This window comes from Flavobacterium sp. W22_SRS_FP1 (genome assembly GCF_052113685.1).
Classification (GTDB): Bacteria; Bacteroidota; Bacteroidia; order Flavobacteriales; family Flavobacteriaceae; genus Flavobacterium.
Genome location: NZ_JBGQOE010000007.1, coordinates 1 through 19,701, shown reverse-complemented (window position 1 = coordinate 19,701; position 19,701 = coordinate 1). Strand labels below are relative to the sequence as shown.

At 34.3% G+C, this 19,701-nt stretch carries 19 protein-coding genes; 11 read left to right on the top strand and 8 right to left on the bottom strand.

Translation table 11 applies throughout. The features are described from left to right. Positions 1 to 47: 47 nt before the first annotated feature. Entirely contained in the window at positions 48 to 731 is a 684-nt protein-coding gene (locus tag ACEN2H_RS05850; RefSeq protein ID WP_441731322.1) for a cell division ATP-binding protein FtsE, read from the top strand. Positions 732 to 737: 6 nt separating this feature from the next. Here the strand turns inward: ACEN2H_RS05850 and ACEN2H_RS05845 are convergent, their stop codons facing one another. Both ACEN2H_RS05845 and ACEN2H_RS05840 read right to left on the bottom strand, forming a co-directional pair. Beyond that, a complete protein-coding gene (locus ACEN2H_RS05845) occupies positions 738 to 1,550 on the bottom strand; it encodes a 2OG-Fe(II) oxygenase (RefSeq protein ID WP_441731320.1) in 813 nt (270 codons plus the stop codon). After that, the gene (locus ACEN2H_RS05840; protein WP_441731318.1) at positions 1,528 to 2,673 is read right to left on the bottom strand and encodes a hypothetical protein; all 1,146 of its coding nucleotides are present in this window, start codon (positions 2,671 to 2,673) and stop codon (positions 1,528 to 1,530) included. Before ACEN2H_RS05840 ends, ACEN2H_RS05845 begins: the two co-directional genes overlap by 23 nt. A 50-nt stretch (positions 2,674 to 2,723) precedes the next feature. On the opposite strand from ACEN2H_RS05840, the gene ACEN2H_RS05835 reads away from it, so the two are divergent. Then, positions 2,724 to 3,650, top strand: coding sequence for a glycosyltransferase family 2 protein (locus ACEN2H_RS05835; protein WP_441731317.1), 927 nt, complete (start codon positions 2,724 to 2,726; stop codon positions 3,648 to 3,650). Here the strand turns inward: ACEN2H_RS05835 and ACEN2H_RS05830 are convergent. Together ACEN2H_RS05830 and ACEN2H_RS05825 are read right to left on the bottom strand one after the other, a co-directional pair. Continuing rightward, positions 3,633 to 4,040 carry a sugar 3,4-ketoisomerase gene (locus tag ACEN2H_RS05830; RefSeq protein WP_441731315.1) on the bottom strand — a complete coding sequence of 136 codons (408 nt, stop codon included), beginning with the start codon at positions 4,038 to 4,040 and terminating at the stop codon, positions 3,633 to 3,635. The genes ACEN2H_RS05835 and ACEN2H_RS05830 overlap by 18 nt on opposite strands. A 4-nt stretch (positions 4,041 to 4,044) precedes the next feature. Then, positions 4,045 to 5,127, bottom strand: coding sequence for a glycosyltransferase (locus ACEN2H_RS05825; RefSeq protein WP_441731313.1), 1,083 nt, complete (start codon positions 5,125 to 5,127; stop codon positions 4,045 to 4,047). A 41-nt stretch (positions 5,128 to 5,168) separates the two neighbouring features. On the opposite strand from ACEN2H_RS05825, the gene ACEN2H_RS05820 reads away from it, so the two are divergent. Further along, positions 5,169 to 6,305: a glycosyltransferase gene (locus ACEN2H_RS05820; protein WP_441731311.1), complete on the top strand. Its 1,137-nt coding sequence runs from the start codon at positions 5,169 to 5,171 to the stop codon at positions 6,303 to 6,305. On the opposite strand, the gene ACEN2H_RS05815 is transcribed toward ACEN2H_RS05820, so the two are convergent. The 4 genes from ACEN2H_RS05815 to ACEN2H_RS05800 are packed head-to-tail and all read right to left on the bottom strand — an operon-like array spanning position 6,302 to position 10,280. Further along, positions 6,302 to 7,567, bottom strand: a complete 1,266-nt coding sequence (locus ACEN2H_RS05815; RefSeq protein ID WP_441731309.1) for an O-antigen translocase — start codon at positions 7,565 to 7,567, stop codon at positions 6,302 to 6,304. The two genes, ACEN2H_RS05820 and ACEN2H_RS05815, sit on opposite strands and share 4 nt — an antisense overlap. A gap of 10 nt (positions 7,568 to 7,577) precedes the next feature. After that, on the bottom strand, positions 7,578 to 8,696 hold the full coding sequence (locus tag ACEN2H_RS05810; RefSeq protein WP_441731307.1) for a DegT/DnrJ/EryC1/StrS family aminotransferase: 1,119 nt from the start codon (positions 8,694 to 8,696) through the stop codon (positions 7,578 to 7,580). Further along, positions 8,693 to 9,643 carry a FemAB family protein gene (locus ACEN2H_RS05805; protein ID WP_441731304.1) on the bottom strand — a complete coding sequence of 317 codons (951 nt, stop codon included), beginning with the start codon at positions 9,641 to 9,643 and terminating at the stop codon, positions 8,693 to 8,695. The genes ACEN2H_RS05810 and ACEN2H_RS05805 overlap by 4 nt, the downstream gene beginning before the upstream one ends. 34 nt (positions 9,644 to 9,677) lie before the next feature. Next, the gene (locus ACEN2H_RS05800; RefSeq protein WP_441731302.1) at positions 9,678 to 10,280 is read right to left on the bottom strand and encodes a trimeric intracellular cation channel family protein; all 603 of its coding nucleotides are present in this window, start codon (positions 10,278 to 10,280) and stop codon (positions 9,678 to 9,680) included. Between the two features lie 211 nt (positions 10,281 to 10,491). On the opposite strand from ACEN2H_RS05800, the gene ACEN2H_RS05795 reads away from it, so the two are divergent. The 8 genes from ACEN2H_RS05795 (at position 10,492) to ACEN2H_RS05760 (ending at position 19,640) form a co-directional block, all read left to right on the top strand. Beyond that, a complete protein-coding gene (locus ACEN2H_RS05795; RefSeq protein WP_441731299.1) occupies positions 10,492 to 11,277 on the top strand; it encodes a TrmH family RNA methyltransferase in 786 nt (261 codons plus the stop codon). Between the two features lie 123 nt (positions 11,278 to 11,400). Further along, a complete protein-coding gene (locus tag ACEN2H_RS05790; RefSeq protein WP_441731297.1) occupies positions 11,401 to 12,954 on the top strand; it encodes a serine hydrolase in 1,554 nt (517 codons plus the stop codon). 108 nt (positions 12,955 to 13,062) lie between these two features. Continuing rightward, entirely contained in the window at positions 13,063 to 15,282 is a 2,220-nt protein-coding gene (locus ACEN2H_RS05785) for a RelA/SpoT family protein (protein ID WP_441731296.1), read from the top strand. A 125-nt stretch (positions 15,283 to 15,407) separates the two neighbouring features. Then, the gene (locus ACEN2H_RS05780; RefSeq protein ID WP_441731293.1) at positions 15,408 to 15,881 is read left to right on the top strand and encodes a Fur family transcriptional regulator; all 474 of its coding nucleotides are present in this window, start codon (positions 15,408 to 15,410) and stop codon (positions 15,879 to 15,881) included. 67 nt (positions 15,882 to 15,948) lie between these two features. Further along, on the top strand, positions 15,949 to 17,220 hold the full coding sequence (locus ACEN2H_RS05775; RefSeq protein WP_441731291.1) for an adenylosuccinate synthase: 1,272 nt from the start codon (positions 15,949 to 15,951) through the stop codon (positions 17,218 to 17,220). A gap of 93 nt (positions 17,221 to 17,313) precedes the next feature. After that, complete coding sequence (locus ACEN2H_RS05770; protein WP_441731289.1) at positions 17,314 to 18,342, top strand: cellulase family glycosylhydrolase; 1,029 nt, start codon at positions 17,314 to 17,316, stop codon at positions 18,340 to 18,342. Positions 18,343 to 18,373: 31 nt separating this feature from the next. After that, positions 18,374 to 18,955 (top strand): GDP-mannose pyrophosphatase NudK, encoded by a 582-nt coding sequence (gene nudK / locus ACEN2H_RS05765; protein ID WP_441731287.1) that lies wholly within the window; start codon positions 18,374 to 18,376, stop codon positions 18,953 to 18,955. 10 nt (positions 18,956 to 18,965) lie between these two features. Then, a complete protein-coding gene (locus ACEN2H_RS05760) occupies positions 18,966 to 19,640 on the top strand; it encodes a DMT family transporter (protein ID WP_441731285.1) in 675 nt (224 codons plus the stop codon). Positions 19,641 to 19,701 lie beyond the last annotated feature (61 nt).

Sequence of the window (19,701 nt, the reverse complement as noted above, 5' to 3'; positions counted from 1 at the left end):
AAATTGACAATTGATAATTACTTTTACAAAATAAACAAACCGCAATTATGTCACAAGCTGTACTGTCTTTAAAAAACGCAAGCATTTATCAAGAAGATAAAGTCATCTTATCAAACATTAATTTGGAAGTAAATCATGGTGAGTTTTTATACATCATCGGCAAAACTGGATCAGGGAAAAGCAGCTTAATGAAAACACTTTATGCTGATTTGCCTTTAACAGAAGGCGAGGGAGAAATTGTGGATTTTAATTTAGTCACTTTAAAAGAGTCAGACATTCCTTTCCTAAGAAGAAAAATTGGTATTGTATTTCAAGATTTTAAATTACTTCCGGATCGTACCATAAAAGATAATATGTTATTTGTACTAAAAGCAACTGGCTGGGTTGACAAGGACCAAATGAATCATAAAATTGACGAAGTTTTGGATAAAGTGGGCATGAAAGAATATTCAAATAAAATGCCACATCAAATCTCAGGTGGTGAACAGCAACGTGTCGCTATCGCCAGGGCTCTACTAAATGACCCCGAACTGATACTTGCAGATGAGCCAACCGGAAATCTAGATCCACAAACCAGTGCCGAAGTTCTTGAAGTTTTGAGAACTATCAATGCTAATGGAAAAACGATAATAATGGCAACACACGATTATGCTTTATTGATGAAATTTCCTTCAAAAACATTGAAATGCGAAGATACTAAAATCTTTGAAGTCGTTCAGAGAACAGTCTAATTTATTTTATTTTTTATAAACGTGAGGATTCTCTTTAATTCCTTTTTTAAAGATCTTTCTCAAATTCATTCGTAAGAAAGTATCCATTTTCAAAATCGCATCTGTAAATTTGTTTTCGGGTCTTCCTCGAAAAGAAGTGACACGGAACTCATCTTCGGCAAAAACTGGTTTTTTCGAAAAATAATAATTTGAAATACAGCACCTAAATCCATTATGCAATATGGGCGAGACGGAGTGTAAGGATTTATTATGGGTTACCATGACTACCAATCTATTGAATTTACTATGCACTGTAATTTGATCTTTTTTTAAACCATCCGGCCACAGTTCGAGATTACCTCCATATTCCTCATTCCAATCTGGAGTGACATAGTACAACAAATTCAAAACACGCCAACGGTCTCGGTCTTTATCGTGTGAATTATCCAAATGTGGATTCAAGAACTGTTTATGCCCCATCATTGATAGACCACCGGCATAAAGATATTCATCCGCTATCGGCTCTTTTATTTGGCAAATTTCACCTATCAATTCGACAATTTTATTGTCTTGAAAAGCATAAATAATCTCTTCCAATATGGGATTATACAAATTCATTTGAGCTGCGACATATTTATCCTGCCGAATGCTTTTTTTCAAAACCATTTCTTCTGGTTTTGGAAAAACAGCATGTATTTTTGAAACCATTTCTAATGGCAACAGTTCATCAATAAAAAAATACCCAATAGCATCACTTGAATCAGAAAACTGTTTTACAACTCTCTTTTTTTGGGAATCAATTTTATGATAAATTAAATCAGACAGTACCGCTCTTTTCATTATTTCTGGTAATTATTTCATCAATTAGTTTAACATTCGTTTTATCATTCAACTTCGACTCTAACACCTCAGCCCTTCTGTACGAATCTGTAAAGGGTTTCCTCTCCAAGTCGTGAATAGCATTAATTAATTCTTCTTTACTACCCACTTTACAACATAAATCAGCAATTAAAACATCATCTATAATATTGTCATTTATTACAGAAAAACGACTGTTGAACAATGAATTTATAATCTTTAATTTAGTGCCAGACTTTTGAAACGACCAAGTTACATTAATATGTGCTTGACTTAGTAAAAGTTTTAAGTCATCAAAATCTTCTAATGTATCAAAAAACATATTCTTCTGTTTTTTAATTAGATTATTCACGAATTTTTCTCCCGTACCAGAAGCAATTCTTAATTTATAATCCGGTAATTCTTTAAAAACCGAAACTAAAAATTCGACTACTTTCCTATTATCCGACGTATTCAAATCTCCATGGTAGAGAACGAAATCTCCTTTTCCTTCTATATGACTCACAAAATCATTTCCATGAAAAACAGGTACATAGATGGAATTATTGAATTTGTATTTTACATATTCCTCTTCAGAATGAGAAATAGTCAAAACTTTGTCAAACTTGCTTAAAACACTCTCGTAGTATTTGAATTTCCAACTTTCAAAATAATAAAGTATTTTTCTAACAAGCGATTTCTCGCTGTTAGAGATGCCTTTAAAATAATCCTGTTCAACATTATGCATTCTCAAAATTTTGAAATGATTAACTAGTTTTCCAGAGTGCACCAAATAGGTCGTTTTCAATCCTTCAAACAAAATTGGAGCATCAATTCTTTCTATATTGGTCAATAAATCTTTGTTTGTTCTCGAGATTACAGAATAAGGAATTTTAGAAAAAAAGAACCATTTATTTTTGGATGAAGGGTAAAAAAAGACTTTTTCAGTAATTAATTTTAACTCAGGGGAACAAGCTGCAATTTCTGAAACGAAACAATGCAAGTACACTTTGTAACCTAAATCATGTAATGCCTTTGCTTTGTAAAAGACATCGATTATGCCACCGTATTTTGGCGGAAAAGGGTTGTCAAAACTGATGATTTGAATACTTTTATTTAAATCCATGTTAACAAAAATAATGCATTTTAGCTATATTTGAAAAACAAAAGATACTTATGCCTTTTTTCTCTGTAGTCATTCCATTATATAACAAGGAAAACTATATCGAGAACACCTTAAATAGCGTGTTGTCTCAATCTTTTACGGACTATGAAATCCTAATCATAGATGATGGTTCAACAGATAGTAGCGCAAAAAAAGTACACGAATTTAATGACACAAAAATTCAATATTTTTTAAAAAAGAACGAAGGTGCTTCAACAGCGAGGAATTATGGAATAGAAAAAGCACAAGCTGATCACATTAGCTTCATAGATGCAGATGACTATTGGTACCCGGGTTTTTTGCAAGAAATGTTTGAGAACATTAAAAAACACCCAGAACAAAAAGTGTTCTCGGCGGCTATAGAAATTGCGACTGCGAATAAAGTGTTCCCTGCCCAGTATTCAATTTCCAAAACAAACGATTCTGAAATCGTAAATTATTTTTCAGCTAGTTCCAAGGAAACTGTCATCTGTACTTCTTGCGCCGTTTTTAACAAAAATGTTTTTGAGCAAATAGGCAATTTTGACGTTGAAATAAAAAGTGGACAAGACACTGACCTTTGGATTCGAATTGGACTGGTTTACCCTGTCTTATTTTCATGGAAAATATTGGCAAGATATGTTTATGATGAAAACAGCCTTTCGAAAAACAAAAACTATCTAAACACAAAAGTGGATTTTAACAAATTTAAAGAATTAGAGAAAACAAATCCACTTTTGAAAAAATTCCTGGACTTGAACCGCTTTTCACTGGCCATAAAACATAAACTTTCGGGAAACAAAAAAGCTTTTGACAACTTTTACGAAGACATTGATTTAAAAAATTTAGGCATTAAAAAAAGGACGCTGCTTTTGCTCCCCGCTACTGTGCTGAAGCAATTAATCCAATTTAAAACTGTTTTAGCCGAATCTGGCTTTGGCTCATCGGTCTTTAAGTGACTTAAAGTCAGAATAATCACGGATATAATCTGTTTCATCAAACTCATCCGAAGCCAGCACTAAACAAACAGATCCAGAAGAAAAATTCTCCAGTTCCCTCCAGATCTCTTTTTCGATTAACAGTCCGTAATTAGGTTTATTAAGCGTGATTATTTCTTCGAAATCCCCATTTTTCACAATCACATCAAAGCTTCCACTTAAGGCAATCAAAAACTCTTTTTGCTCTTTATGCGCATGCCCTCCCCTTGTGCTTCCGCTGGGCACATCATATAAATAATACACTCTTTTAGACACAAAAGGTATCGTTCCTCCTTCTATTACAGAAAGATTACCCCTTCTATCATGAATTTTTGGTATTTCAATTAACCGAACTTCTTTATTATTTATCATCTTCTTAGAATAAAATGGTTTCCCATTGTTTTGAAATAATTTCTAACGCTAAATGCGCTACACTTTTGCTAGCATTATCCTTACATAAATTATACAAATGAGTATCACTAACGAACCGATTCATCGCAAATGCCAAACTTTTTGGACTGTTATTCTCCACCAACAAACCATTATACTCGTTTTTAATTATTTCTCTAGGTCCTGAATTACAGTCGACAGCAACTACTGGTATTCCCAAAGCTAGTGACTCGACGATGGATAAAGGAAACCCCTCATAGCGACTCGTTAATATCGTAAACTTCGATTGCTGAATACAAGGAAATGGATTACTGTTGAAAGGCAATAGCACAACAAAAGAATCCAATTGAAATTCTTTAATCTTATGTTGAATAAAACTTAAATCAGGTCCGTCACCCATCAGGTATAATTTGTAGCCTTGTAGGAAAATTTTAGAAATATAAAATGCTTCCAGCAATAAACTAAAGTTCTTCACTTTTTCATCAAACCGACCAAAATACAATATATATTTATCATCAAAGACCTCTTCGTTTTTCATTTCAATTTTCGAAAAATCAAATGGATTATAAATTGTTAACGTATTTACGAACTCAAATTTTCGCTTTAATTCCGTCTCAATAGCCTTGGAAACACAAATTATTTTATCCGCTTTGCAATATAGGAACTTAGACCAAAAGGTAAATTTCGGAAAATAATTATTCAATTTAGAACTATGAACCACAAACCACAATCGTCTATTTCCATAGATCAAATGCGTCAATAATTCTCGTGTAAAATTATTCCGAGGTCTGTTATCAATGATTAAATCTATTTCCTTTTCCTTTAAATAGCGGTATAATAAAAACCCTTTCTTAATTTTTTTGCGAAGCGAATAAGAGCTTAAACTATCGTTTCCCAAATTGAGCAATGCCCCGGCATAATCATAGTCCACAATGTCGTTAACAATTACATTATGAATTTCAGCACCACAATTTTCAAGAATAAAACTCAACATCGAAGCAAACCTTTCGGCTCCACCACGTCCTAAAGAGGTCGAAATTATCGCTACTTTGTATCTGTTTTTTATCATTCTTGTTTAAAAGTAAATATATTTACCAAATATACACAAAAATGAAAGTTTTACTTGTTGGCGAATTCAGCCGTTTACATAACTCGCTCAAAGAGGGCTTACAGGAATTGGGCCATGAAGTTTACATTGTAGGCCATCAGGATGGTTTTAAAAATTATCCAATTGACTTCCCCATTGAAAAAAAATGGGATAACGGTTTTTTAAAAAAACTGAAAGTAGTAGTTTATTCGCTTTTTGGCTTTGACTTCAGCTCTTATTTTACTTATCGCCAATTTAAGAAAAACAAGGCTCATTTTACCGACTTTGATGTAGTTCAAATCATTAATGAAAATAGTTTTTACTGCCAATATTATTACGAAAAAAAGATACTTCAATTTCTGTTTAAAAATAACGAAAAAGTATTCCTGTTATCTTCAGGGTATGATTTTTTGAATGTGAAGTACTGTTTTGACAATCCCGCTTTCAAATCCGTCATGCAAGCCTATTTAGCAGGACGCATCAGTTCCACAAGCTTTGAGAACATCTTGAAATACAAAAAGAAATCATTTAAAAAACTACATCATTTTATTTATTCAAATATAAAGGGAATTATTGCTACTGATTTGGATTACCATATCCCGTTACTTAAAAATCCCAAATATCTGGGACTGATTCCAAATCCAATAAATAAGTCCAAAATTGAATTTCACCCTATGCCAATTTCGGACAAGATTGTTATTTTTCATGGAATTAACGAAGCCAATTACTACAAAAAGGGAAACGATTATTTTGAAAAAGCATTAGGTCACATCGAAAAAAAATATGGGGCCAAAGTAGAAATAATTACAAGTAGGAATGTTCCATACGCAGTTTATATCAACTCCTATAATAAGGCGCATATTTTACTCGATCAAGCCTACGCAAACGACCAAGGTTACAATGCACTTGAAGCCATGGCCAAAGGAAAAGTTGTATTTACAGGCGCGGAAAAAGCATTTTATGAAGAGTATAATTTATTGGAACGAGTGGCCGTGAATGCGTTGCCAGATGTTGACTATTTAGTGAATGAATTATCCCATCTGATTGAAAACCCCCACGAAATAATAGCCATGGGAATGCGTGCCAGAGCATTTATAGAACGAGAGCACGATTATGTCAAAATAGCCACTAAATACATAGAAATCTGGAACCGATGCTAAAACAAACTTTTTCTGAAGTAGATGGCTAAAATAAGTAAATAAACAAAATTATCAAAAGCTTGAGCCATAACTATCCCCTGAATCCCGTATAGTCCCATTAAATAATCACTTAAGAAATAGAACAGTGCAAGCGACGCTAATTCTGATATAATAAAAGCTACGGTAAGTCTTTTTGCAAAAAACTGATATCCCAAAATAAGAGAAGCGACTTTTAAAACATCGCCTAGTAACTGCCAAAAAAACAGAGTTTCAACTTGCAAAAACGATTTGGTAAACAGTAATTTGATTATGAAAAATCGGGCAAAATAAATTATTGTTACGCCAAAAACAAAAACAGGTAAAATTCCTTTATAATAACTCCAGAAAATAGTTTTTGTTTCTTGATTATCCTTCGAAACAGAAAGTTTTGGCAAAAAATAAACCGTCAAAATAGTACTTACAAACAACATATAATAAGCGGAAATTCTAGTCATCGTTTCCCAAAAACCAGCCTGATTGATGTCGAGCGTTTGAATGATATTATTCCGCACCATTAAAAAAACTAATGGCCCTAGAACGGATGAAACCAATGCCATCAGCGAATAAGACGACAGTTTTCTGATAAAACTAAAATCAAAAGAGGTGCTCTTTATTATTTTAAAAACGGGTATTTCCCTGTTGACAAAATAGCATGCGACAAAGAACAATAAAGCCGGTGAGATAACGATTGACAACAAAGCCCCAAAGGTTCTATACTCCGAAATCAAAGCAATTGAAACAAGCAATCCTATAGTATTCCCGATACTATTGATCCAAATTACTTTTTTAAAACACCCTAAGCCATTGAGCACGGAAACAAGAAAAATGGAAACTGTATACCAAGGCAAAGCCAGAGAAAGTGCTTTGAAAATAAAATTATATTCAAAATCATGTCCAAATATTTTTTGGTTCCAAAAAACAGCAAAAAAATACAACATCCCGCTTAAAAGTAAAGCGACAATCAACAAACTTATAAAAACCGTAAAAATAAATTTCTGCAGCTGCAGTTTGTCTTTTTGGATTTCGGCCACATATTTCACGATTCCGTTTTGAAATCCCAAGGTTGATACCGTTTCTAACGAGGACATAAAGTTTCTCAGATTCCCAACCAATGCCATTCCACTAGGCCCGACAAAAACGGCTAGTAATTTAGAAGTCACTAAACCTATTCCGATTTTTAGGATAATACTCAAACTGTTTAAAGAGCTGATTTTAAACAATTGTGATTTGTATATTTTTTTCAAAATTTCCAAATCAATATTTATTTAAAACTGTAATGATAAAATCTACTTCATCCGCAGTCAAAACAGGACTCATAGGCAAACTTAAAACCTCAGCATGAATTTTTTCAGTAATTGGAAAAGACAAATTGTTCCATTCAGACAAGGCCTTTTGTTTATGAGGCGGAATAGGATAATGAATTAAAGTTTGTATTCCTTTCTGAATCAAATATTGTTGTAATTCCGTTCTGTTTTTTGTTCGAATAACAAACAAATGAAAGACATGATTATCAGATAAATCCCAATGCGGTAAGACTATTTTCTCATTGTTTATTTCAGCCAAGTACCTGCTGGCAATTGTTCTTCTCAACTCATTATCCGCATCCAAATTACTTATTTTAAGATTCAAAAAAGAAGCTTGCAACTCATCCAGTCTTGAATTAATTCCCTTATAATCATTATGGTATTTAACCTCCGACCCATAATTCCGCATAGACTGAATCATCTTACTGAGTTCTTCATCATTCGTAACAACTGCTCCTCCATCTCCCAGAGCACCTAAATTTTTTCCTGGGTAAAAACTAAAAGCGGCAGCATGTGATAAGTTCCCTGCTTTTATCTTATCTGAATTATGCATTTCAAAGTCTATTTCTGCTCCGTGCGCCTGCGCCGCATCTTCAATTACCAGTAAATTATTCGCCATAGCAATTGTATTAATGGCATCCATTTCAGCCACTTGTCCATACAAATGAACAGCCAATATCGCTTTGGTTTTTACTGTGATTTTTTCTGAAATCAAAAGGGGGTCAATGTTGTAGGTTTTTAACTTTGGTTCGACCAAAACAGGAACTAAATCAGCTTGTAAAACAGCCAGTATCGTGGCAATGTAAGTGTTCGCAGGAACAATAACTTCATCACCTTTTTTCAATTTTCCTAGCGCGATGTAGGCTTTAAAAATCAAAACTAAGGCATCAAAACCGTTTCCCGTTCCTATGCAATACTCTGTCCCACAATAACTAGCAAAACGAGTTTCAAATTCCTTGACTTCATTCCCAAGAATATACCAACCACTATCTAAAACTGTTTTCAATTGCTCTTGAAAAGTGGACTCATATGGTGCATTAATCTTTTTTAAATCAAGAAATTGTATCATGTTATACTCATTTTATAAAAATCCTGAGAGTAAATAGTGCACCCTAGTTCTTCTTTCTGTTTCAAAAGACCGGCATGATATCCTTTTTCATTGTCATCATTAACAATACCCATATCAAAAAACATCTTCCCTTCTCTCTCATACTTTTCTATTAAGGTAATAAATGCAAAATCCAATGCTCGCAGCTCCTCTCCTTTTTTAGTGGTGGCTCCGTATTGTGATTTCACAACGGTTTCAGTTTCAAATAATGTCACTCCAGCAACTATCATACCTTCATAATAAACTGAAAATTGCTTAATATTTTGCGGAAACATTCTACTTAACTTTGCTATTTCTTTGAGCGTATGAACTGGTTTTCCGTTATATTTTTCCAATAATCTCGGCTCTAAGACCAACTCCCAAAAAGAGTCTAAGTCCGTTTCTTCTAAAAGTTGTAAATGGAACCGTTCCGTTTTTCTAAAATGCATTAATTTACTTTTTGATATTGTCAGCGGCACCGTTAAATTTACAGCTAAATTCATTTCTTTTCTTTCCAGAAAAGCTCCTTTTTTAAGTAAGAAAAAATCTATTTCAGCATTGCCTCCTGAAGTATAAAAGGCGGGCATTTGCTTTACATAAAAAAACTGTATACCACTATCATTGAAAAAAGATAAAAGACAATCTAAAAGTTGCTCTACTTTTTCTCCCTTTGTTTTAAAGGAATAAACTAATCCCCCGTATGTCAGCCCCTGATGCGAAAAAACTTCACTCCCAACTTTATTTGCCGGCAGAACACCAACCCATTTGTCTTCATCCAAAATAATCAAGGAATAATCCTCAAATCGATCTTTATGATAATCCATAAAATCACGATGGAACAGAAACGTAGCATTTTTGGCTTGACCAATAAAGGTATTCCACTTAGTATAATCACTTTCCTGATATTGTCGAACGGAATAATTTTTCACTCTTTAGTTTTAGACCTCGTGAAATTAAGCTTTTTTATTTGTTTTCGAAAGTAGGTAAATACCATTTAAACTTAACAGCCATCAAACGAAAGAATATAATTACTAACGAGGTTGTTATGTATAAAAAACTATCTTCAAGATTGAATTTTTTTAAGATAAAAAATACGACACCTCCAACTATGCAAATGGTTGCATATATTTCCTTTCTAAATATAACGGGAATTTCGGCACATAACATATCTCGGATTACTCCTCCAAAACAGGCTGTCATCGTTCCCAACGCGATACATACTAAGGGATGTAAACCAACATTAATACCTTTTTCAAGACCGACTAAAGTAAAAACTCCCAATCCAATTGTATCAAACAGCAAGAGTGAAGTTCGTAATTTATCGAATTTTTTTCTGAATAACACTGCTAAAAAACTAGCAATACAGATTGCATAAACATACTCGAGATCAAGCATCCATCCCACGGGCGTTGTCCCAATCATGACATCGCGCAAGGTTCCACCTCCAACGGCAGTCACGAAAGCAATTATAAATATGCCAAAACCATCCATTTTTTTGCTCATAGCGGTCAATGCCCCTGACATGGCAAAAGCAATTGTTCCAATGATATCTAATAAATGAAACATGCGTTTTTTTGGTTTAAATTGAGATCCTGAGTTTTATTGTCCTAAAATGACAATTGCGCCAAAATTAAAGAAAAATAGTTGTGTAAAAGTCTTCTGATAAACTTATCTGTGCAATCTCATTCTAGATTCATAAATATTCTATTCTAAACTCCTAAAACTGCATGTTCTCTACGTATCTTTGTTTAAAATAATAATTAAATTTTAGAATATCTTGAAACAAATCACTTCAGTTCAAAATCCATTCATAAAATCATTGGTATTATTACAAGAAAAGGCAAAAAACCGCAAGCAAACGGGTACTTTCATAATTGAGGGCAAAAGAGAAATTGAAATCGCAATAAAAGGTGGTTATGAGTTGGAAACGGTCTTATTTTATCCAGAGATTTGTTCTGAAACTGAAGCAAAAAAAATCGCAAAAACTGCTGACCTCATAGAAATCAACAAAGATGTATTTCAAAAACTGGCGTATCGCGATACGACCGAAGGTGTCTTGGCTGTAGCCAAAACAAAATCACTACAGTTATCTGATTTAGTTTTGTCCGATAACCCACTAATTTTAGTGGCTGAAGCGCCAGAAAAACCCGGGAATATAGGAGCTTTATTGCGAACTGCTGATGCTGCAAATCTGGATGCCGTTATCATAGCAAATCCCAAAAGTGATTTATATAACCCTAACATTGTACGCTCTAGTGTGGGTTGTCTGTTTACCAACCAAATTGCGACTGGGACAACTGACGAAATCATTACTTTTTTGAAAGAACGAAAAATCAACTTTTATTGCGCTACTTTACAAAATTCGACATCATACCATACTCAGGACTACACGGCTCCAACTGCTTTGGTTGTGGGAACAGAGGCAACTGGTTTAACGCAAGAATGGCGTGAAGCCGCTACCCAAAATATAATCATTCCGATGCAAGGAGAAATTGACAGCATGAACGTTTCTGTTGCTGCGGCTATATTAATATTTGAAGCCAAAAGACAACGTGGCTTTTAGATCGTAGATTAATGATTAAAATAATGTTGACCTAAACCACTTATCAATGATTTTCGTTATCTGAATTTGCGAAGGTGGAAGGAGTAGCATCCTGAAAAAAAATAAATTTCTTAAATTAAAATTATGAAAAATAAATTATTTCTAATATTTGCATTAATTGCAACCACTATTTCTTTTGCGCAAATAAGTTCAGTCCAAGTCGGTGAATTGGTTAGTCGTACCATTGAAACTTTTAATGTGCCCGGAATCGCGGTCGCAATTGTGAAAGACGGGAAAGTTATTTTGGCAGAAGGTTATGGTGTAAAATCGATTGAGACAAAAGAAAAGGTAGATGCAAATACCCTTTTTGGTATTGCTTCAAATAGCAAAGCGTTCACTAGTGCAGCTCTAGCTATGCTAGTTGATGAAGGAAAAATAAAATGGGATGACAAAGTCATCAAATACCTTCCTGATTTTAAAATGTATAATGATTATGTAACCCAAGAATTTACGATACGGGATTTATTGACTCATAGAAGTGGTCTTGGTCTGGGCGCGGGAGACTTAATGATCTGGCCTGACGGAAGTAATTTTGACGTACAAGATATCATTCACAATTTACAGTACTTGAAGCCTGTTTCTGCCTTCAGAACAAAATATGATTATGATAATTTATTATATATAGTTGCCGGAGAAGTAATACATGTGGTTAGCGGGGAAAGCTGGTGCGACTTTGTCGAAGAGCGCATCATGAAACCATTAGAAATGAATAATAGCGTGGCTTCATTTGTTCGATTAAAGGACACCACCAATATAATAGCTCCCCATGTGCCTATTGACGGAAAATTAAAAGTAATAAAACGCTACCAAAACCAACTTTTTGATGCTGCAGCCGGAATTTACTCTAGCGTAAACGATTTGAGCAAATGGGCTATTATGCAAATGAATAATGGACAATATGGACCTGATAACAAACAATTATTCTCTGAAAAGGAACATGCTGAAATGTGGACACCGCAAACTATCATACCTATTAAGACAACAGCCCCATATAATTCTCATTTTAGAGCTTATGGATTAGGATGGTTTTTGAGCGATGTAAAAGGATACAAAGAAGTAACACATACTGGCGGACTAGAGGGTATTGTAACACAAACTACCTATTTTCCTGAATTGAAATTGGGGATTATAGTATTGACCAATCAACAATCTGGCGCTGCATTTAACGCAATCACCAATACCATAAAAGACAGTTATCTTGGCATAAAATCGGAAGATTATGTAGCTCTTTACAGCAACCGTATAAAAGCGAATGAAGATTCCGCTGATAAAGTCACCGATGAAGTTTGGGCTGCAGTTGCAAAAAACATGAAGAACAAAGTTACGCCTGACTACAAAACTATTGCAGGAACTTATACAGACAGTTGGTTTGGAGATATTACAATCAAAGAGAAAAAAGGAAAAATTTTCTTTGAATCTGATCGCTCTTCACAGCTTAAAGGAGAAGTTTTTTACTACAAAGAAGGCAACTATGTTGTAAAATGGGATAATGCTTATCTGCATGCAGATGCTCATCTTTTTTTTAAATTTAATGAACTTGGAAAAGCGACCTCATTAAAAATGAACCCTATTTCTGATTTAACCGATTTTAGTTACGATTTTCAGGATTTGGATTTTACAAAAACAGACACTAATTAGCACTAAAACAGCTTAAAAATTGAATTTAATATTTTAATTTTGAGTATTGATTTATCTATTGCATATATGTAAACTTATAGTTATTTTTAGAAAATGAACCATGCCGCTATGACAGAAATTGATATAGAAAAAGAAAATAAAGCGATTGCTCAGGAATACAAAGAATTACTTCGAATTAGTTACCAAACCTTATCTCCAGAAGAAAAAAAACTGATACGTAAAGCTTTTGATGTTTCTGTAGAAGCCCATAAAGACCAGCGAAGAAAATCGGGCGAGGCCTATATTTTCCATCCAATTGCCGTGGCGAAAATTGTCGCTTCCGAAATTGGATTGGGAGCAACATCTATTGCCGCAGCATTATTACATGATGTGGTTGAAGACACTCCCACTACCGTAAAAGATATAGAGCGAATATTTAATCCAAAAGTAGCGCAACTTGTCGAGGGCCTAACTAAAATAGCACTTGTCCAAAAGGACATGAATGTGTCTATGCAAGCCGAGAATTTTCGCAAAATGCTATTGACACTTAATGATGATGTACGCGTAATACTTATAAAAATTGCAGATAGATTGCATAACATGCAAACTATGGAGTCAATGGACGACTATAAACAAGTTAAAATTGCTTCAGAAACACTCTATATTTATGCTCCTTTAGCACATCGTTTGGGTTTATACAATATTAAGTCAAAGTTGGAAGACTTAGGTTTAAAATACACTGAACCTGCAGTTTACAATGAAATTGTAAGTAAAATAAAAGAAACCAAAGAACAGCAAGATGGGTATATTAAGGATATTTCGGATATCCTTAAAACTTCATTAGATAATGAAGCAATAGACTATGTTATAAAAGGACGCCCAAAGTCCATCTATTCGATTCGGAGGAAAATGGAAGCACAAAACGTAAGCTTTGATGAAGTTTACGATAAGTTTGCCCTACGAATTGTTTACAAGTCCACCCCGCATGAAGAAAAATTTCTGGCATGGAAAATATACTCTATAGTAACTGATCACTACAGGCCGAGCCCCAGTCGTTTGCGTGATTGGATTTCATCACCAAAGTCTACTGGTTATGAAGCCCTACATATAACTGTTATGGGACCAAAGGGACGATGGGTCGAAGTTCAGGTGCGAAGCGAACGTATGGATGAAATTGCAGAGAAAGGCTATGCAGCGCATTATAAATACAAAAATGGAAACTCTGAAGAAGGTAGCCTAGACAATTGGTTGAATTTACTAAAAGAAGCCCTAGAAAATTCAGAAACCAGCGCAGTCGACTTTGTCGAAGATTTCAAAATGAATCTATACTCCAAAGAAATCTATGTTTTTACTCCTAAAGGCGACATCAAGTCTTTACCAAAGGGAGCAACCTCACTCGATTTTGCATTTAGTATCCATTCTGAAATAGGCATTAAAACAAGGGGGACCAGAGTAAACGGAAAGTTGGTACCACTTAATTACGAGCTAAAAAATGGTGACCAGGTCGAAATCATTACCTCTGCGAATCAAAAGCCAACTATCAACTGGCTTGATTATGTTACGACCTCCCGAGCAAAAAATAAAATCAGGAATGTACTGAACGAAAATACCAAAAAAATTGCCGAAGATGGGAAAGAGCTGTTAACTCGTAAACTTAAACATCTTAAAGTCACTATAAACGAATCTGTTATTAATGACTTGGTTAACTTTTTTAAATTAAAAACCAGTTTGGATTTGTTTTACAGAGTTGGCGTGGGTTCAATTGAAAATCAACAACTTAAAGATTTTGCTGCACAGAGAAGTAATATTTTAATGAATTTCTTTAAAAGCAAAATCAAACGGACCGGACAAACAGCAGATGTGGACATCCACAAACAAGTATTGAATAGCAATTACGACATGCTCGTTTTTGGAAAAGAACAAGATAAATTAGATTATAAACTGTCTGCTTGTTGCAATCCTATTCCCGGAGATCCTGTTTTTGGATTTGTAACTATCAACGAAGGAATTAAGGTTCATAAAAAAGATTGCCCGAATGCTATCGCCATGCAATCCAATTACGCGTATCGCATTATGCAAGCAAAATGGATTGATTCGTCTCAACAAGAGTTTAAAGCGATTCTTAATATCACGGGAATGGACACTTTAGGACTTACAAATCAGCTGACTAAGGTTATATCGAATAATATGCATGTTAATATACAGAGTATATCATTAAACGGCGAAGCCGGACTCTTTAAGGGTCAAGTTATAGTAATTGTCAAGAACATCACTATCTTGAAAAAATTGATAGATAATATCAAAAAAATTGATGGAGTTGATAAGGTGACAAGAATTTATAAAAATTAGTCATTGACTGTCAAAGGTCCATAGTAGATGTTAAAAAAAATTATTTAATCATAAAAGTATTTAATCCGCCTTTATTCCCTCTTAGGGAGTCAAGAGGCTGAAAAAATTCATTATATTTGCCAAATATGACACTCATTTCCACAGATAACAACAAAAACCAAGAAATTGTAAAAAATGTTTTTACAATGTATCTTGAAAAAAAAGGGCATAGGAAAACTCCTGAACGTTACTCTATCCTTCAGGAAATTTATGAAAGCGAAGAACATTTTGACATAGAAAATCTCTATATCAAAATGAAAAACAAAAACTACCGCGTCAGTAGGGCTACATTATACAATACTATAGAACTGTTACTAGACTGTGCTTTGGTCCGTAAACATCAGTTTGGTCAAAATCAGGCGCATTACGAAAAGTGCTATTTCGACAAACAACACGATCATATTATCATGACCGATACTGGCGAAGTAATCGAATTTTGCGATCCAAGAATACAAACAATCAAAAGTACAATTGAAGAAATCTTTGATATTGAAATAACCAATCATGCCTTATACTTTTATGGGGTAAAAAAGGTTCCGCAATCAGATTCTGATATTTAGGAAATAATAGAAACAGCTTTCAAGCTGTTCATCAAAAAAAAAAAATTAACTACAAACAATAAATAGAATGGCCGTAGATTTATTACTAGGATTACAATGGGGAGATGAAGGAAAAGGAAAGATCGTTGATGTTCTTACTTCAAATTATGATATTATTGCTCGTTTTCAAGGGGGACCAAACGCTGGACACACTTTAGAATTTGATGGAATAAAACATGTACTTAGAACCATTCCTTCAGGAATTTTTCACAAAACAGCTGTAAACGTAATCGGAAACGGGGTAGTTATAGACCCTGTAGTGTTCCAAAAAGAAATTGAAGGTCTTGCTAAATTTAATTTAGATATTAAAAGCAAATTAATCATTTCAAGGAAAGCGCATTTAATTTTACCAACACACCGTTTATTAGATGCTGCTTCTGAAGCATCAAAAGGTAAGGCAAAAATTGGTTCTACCCTTAAAGGTATTGGACCAACTTACATGGACAAAACCGGTAGAAACGGGATTCGTGTAGGAGATATAGAACTAGAAGATTTCAAAGAAAGATATAGAGCACTTGCTGACAAACATGAATCGATGATTGCTTTTTATGATGTAAACATTCAATACAACTTAGAAGAACTTGAAAAAGAATTTTTTGAATCTATCGAAGAATTAAAAAAATTAGATTTTATTGATAGTGAAGAATACTTACACCAAGCTCAAAAAGCCGATAAATCAATTTTATGTGAGGGAGCGCAAGGTTCATTACTTGATGTTGATTTTGGAACGTATCCATTTGTAACTTCATCAAATACAACTGCTGCAGGTGCTTGCACAGGGTTAGGAATTGCTCCTAATAAAATAAAAGAAGTATACGGAATCTTCAAAGCATATGTAACTCGTGTAGGTAGCGGACCATTCCCTACTGAACTTTTTGATGAAGACGGTACCACAATGGCACGCGTAGGAAATGAATTTGGCTCGGTAACAGGAAGACAAAGACGTTGTGGATGGTTAGACTTAGTAGCATTAAAATATGCTATTCAAGTAAACGGAGTAACGCAATTAATGATGATGAAGGGCGATGTTCTTTCTGGATTTGAAACGTTGAAAGTATGTACTGACTACAATTATAAAGGAGAAAAGATTGCTCATTTCCCTTACAACATTGAACCAGAGAATGTAACTCCAGTTTATAAAGAATTTAAAGGTTGGAAAGCAGATTTAACCGGTATGACAACATACGAGGAATTGCCGATCGAACTAAAAGAGTATATCGAATATATAGAACAAGAAGTTGAAGTTCCTATAAAAATAGTTTCTGTAGGACCCGACAGAAAGCAAACGATACTTAAATAAAGTAATTAACGTCCCGATATCTCGGGACGTTTTTTTTTTATAAAAAAATGTATTTTTACAATTCAGAATTTAAATTTGTAAAACTATAATTTAATGATTCATCCTAAAAAAAATATTCATTTACTACTTCCCTTTCTGTTCTTAGTGTTTTTATTTTCCTGTAAAAAAGACGATTTAACAGTGGCGAACGAGAACGTACTAGAATATGAAATTTCAGGTTCTGTAATTACACATAACAATCAGCCCATACAACTTATTGGAGCAAATGCCTTTCATGTTTTTAGTGTTGGAAGTGAAGATATGAAAAGTTGGAACTTGGACATCACAAGAGAATTCGTGGGCAATGCCAAAGAAACTCCAATTACTGGAGGTCCAATTCAGTCCTCAAACGGTTCTTATTTATATTCCTTGCAAAGTATCGTCGATGACAACCGGATGCACAACCGTGTCACAATACTTTGCGCCTTTGGTTGGGACGGAAACAATGCGACTGAATTTACAGGAAAAAACCCCACACAATCATTCTGGTGGAGTGATTATAAACTAAAGTTAGCACAATGGGCCATTCAATTCAAAAATCAAGCTGACGTTTGGATAGAAGTTTGGAATGAACCTTATAGATACGATAGAGCCGATGGCTATACGGACAGCATCTGGATGGACGACATGAATGAACTGACTACAATAATTCGAAGTACAGCAAATACCAATATTATCTTAATTCCTTGCGCTGAGCAAGGTCAAGACGAAAGTGTATTATTAAATAAAGGAACTGAATTCTTAAAGAATAAATCTAATATTTTATTTGACATTCATGCGTATGAAAAATGGCTATTGGACAGTCCGAGTTCCATTGATAATCGACTCTCTCAATTACAAAACAAAAAATTACCCCTTATTTTTGGAGAAACTGCGCCACTTAATGCAAGTGTTCTGATGAATCCCAAACCGTTTCTGGACCTACTTTCTACCCGCGGACTTTCGGTTTGCGCATGGGTGTGGAAAAAAGACGAGAATGATCCAGACGCATTACTTACTAGTTCTGGTCTACCAAACGACAATAACAATAATTTGTGGGGAACTAGCTTTAAAAATCTCAGTTCAATGCCCAGAAATCCTTAAATTTACCTTTTAATAATTCCAAATAAAACGAATGCAAAACCCCGAAATAAAAATCAAAAAAACCGATTTACTATCTGACAATTGGTACGTACTAAACAAAGTAACTTTCGACTATCAAAAAAATGACAATTCTTGGATTACCCAAAAAAGAGAAGTTTATGACAGAGGAAATGGATCTGCGATACTACTTTACAATACAAAACAAAAAACAGTCATACTAACACGCCAGTTTCGTTTACCAACCTACCTGAACGGAAACAAATCAGGAATGATGATTGAAGTTTGTGCGGGCATGCTAGACCAAGACAATCCCAAACAATGCATCATCAGAGAAACAGAAGAAGAAACTGGATATCGTCTAACTAAAGTTCATAAAGTTATGGAAAGCTATATGTCTCCTGGTGCCGTAACTGAAATTCTACATCTTTTTGTTGGAGAATATGACGAATCGTTGAAAGTAAATGAAGGCGGCGGAGTAGCACATGAAGAGGAAAACATTGATGTCATGGAAATGTCTTATGACCAAGCTTATGCGATGATTGCGTCTGGAGAAATAAAAGATGCTAAAACGATTATACTTTTGCAATATGCCAAAATAAATAATCTTGTTTGATAAAAATCACATGAATAATCAAACAAAAGGAGTTCTTTTTGCATTGACCGCTACCTTGCTGTGGTCCGTGAATATGGTAATTGCTAGCGGAATAAAAGGCCATATCCCTCCAGTTGGTTTGGCATTCTGGAGATGGACCATTGCTTCCACAGCTCTCGCAGCTTTTGCCTTGCGAAGTACTCTAAAAAACAAAACGATTTTACTCCAAAACAAAGGGTATTTGATAATAACGGCAATTTTAGGAGTCACCATCTTTAACACCTTAATTTACTTTGCTGGTAAAACAACTTCAGCGGTCAATTTATCTTTGATAGCGATTTCAATCCCCATATTTATTGTTGCTATATCTCGGATTGTATTTAAAGAAAAAGTTTCTGCTATCAAAATGGTAGGGATCGCCACCATTATAACTGGTGTTCTGGTACTAATTACTAAAGGTTCTATACAATCCTTGCTCGAAATAAATTTTACTATTGGAGATTTATTAATGCTTTTAGCCTGCTTTTTTTTTGCTTGCTATACCATTTTGGTCCGACTAAAACCAAAAGAAATTCCATCAAAGGTGTTTTTATTTACCATCTTTATTATAGGAACTATTCTACTACTACCTTTTTATATTTGGGAACATTTATATTATAATCAAGTTACATTTGACTCCACCACCATTTATGGTCTAACCCCCTAATAATCGGACTTTAACATTTTAAGTTTTACAAACATACAAAATAAGTAAATATCTTTGCTTT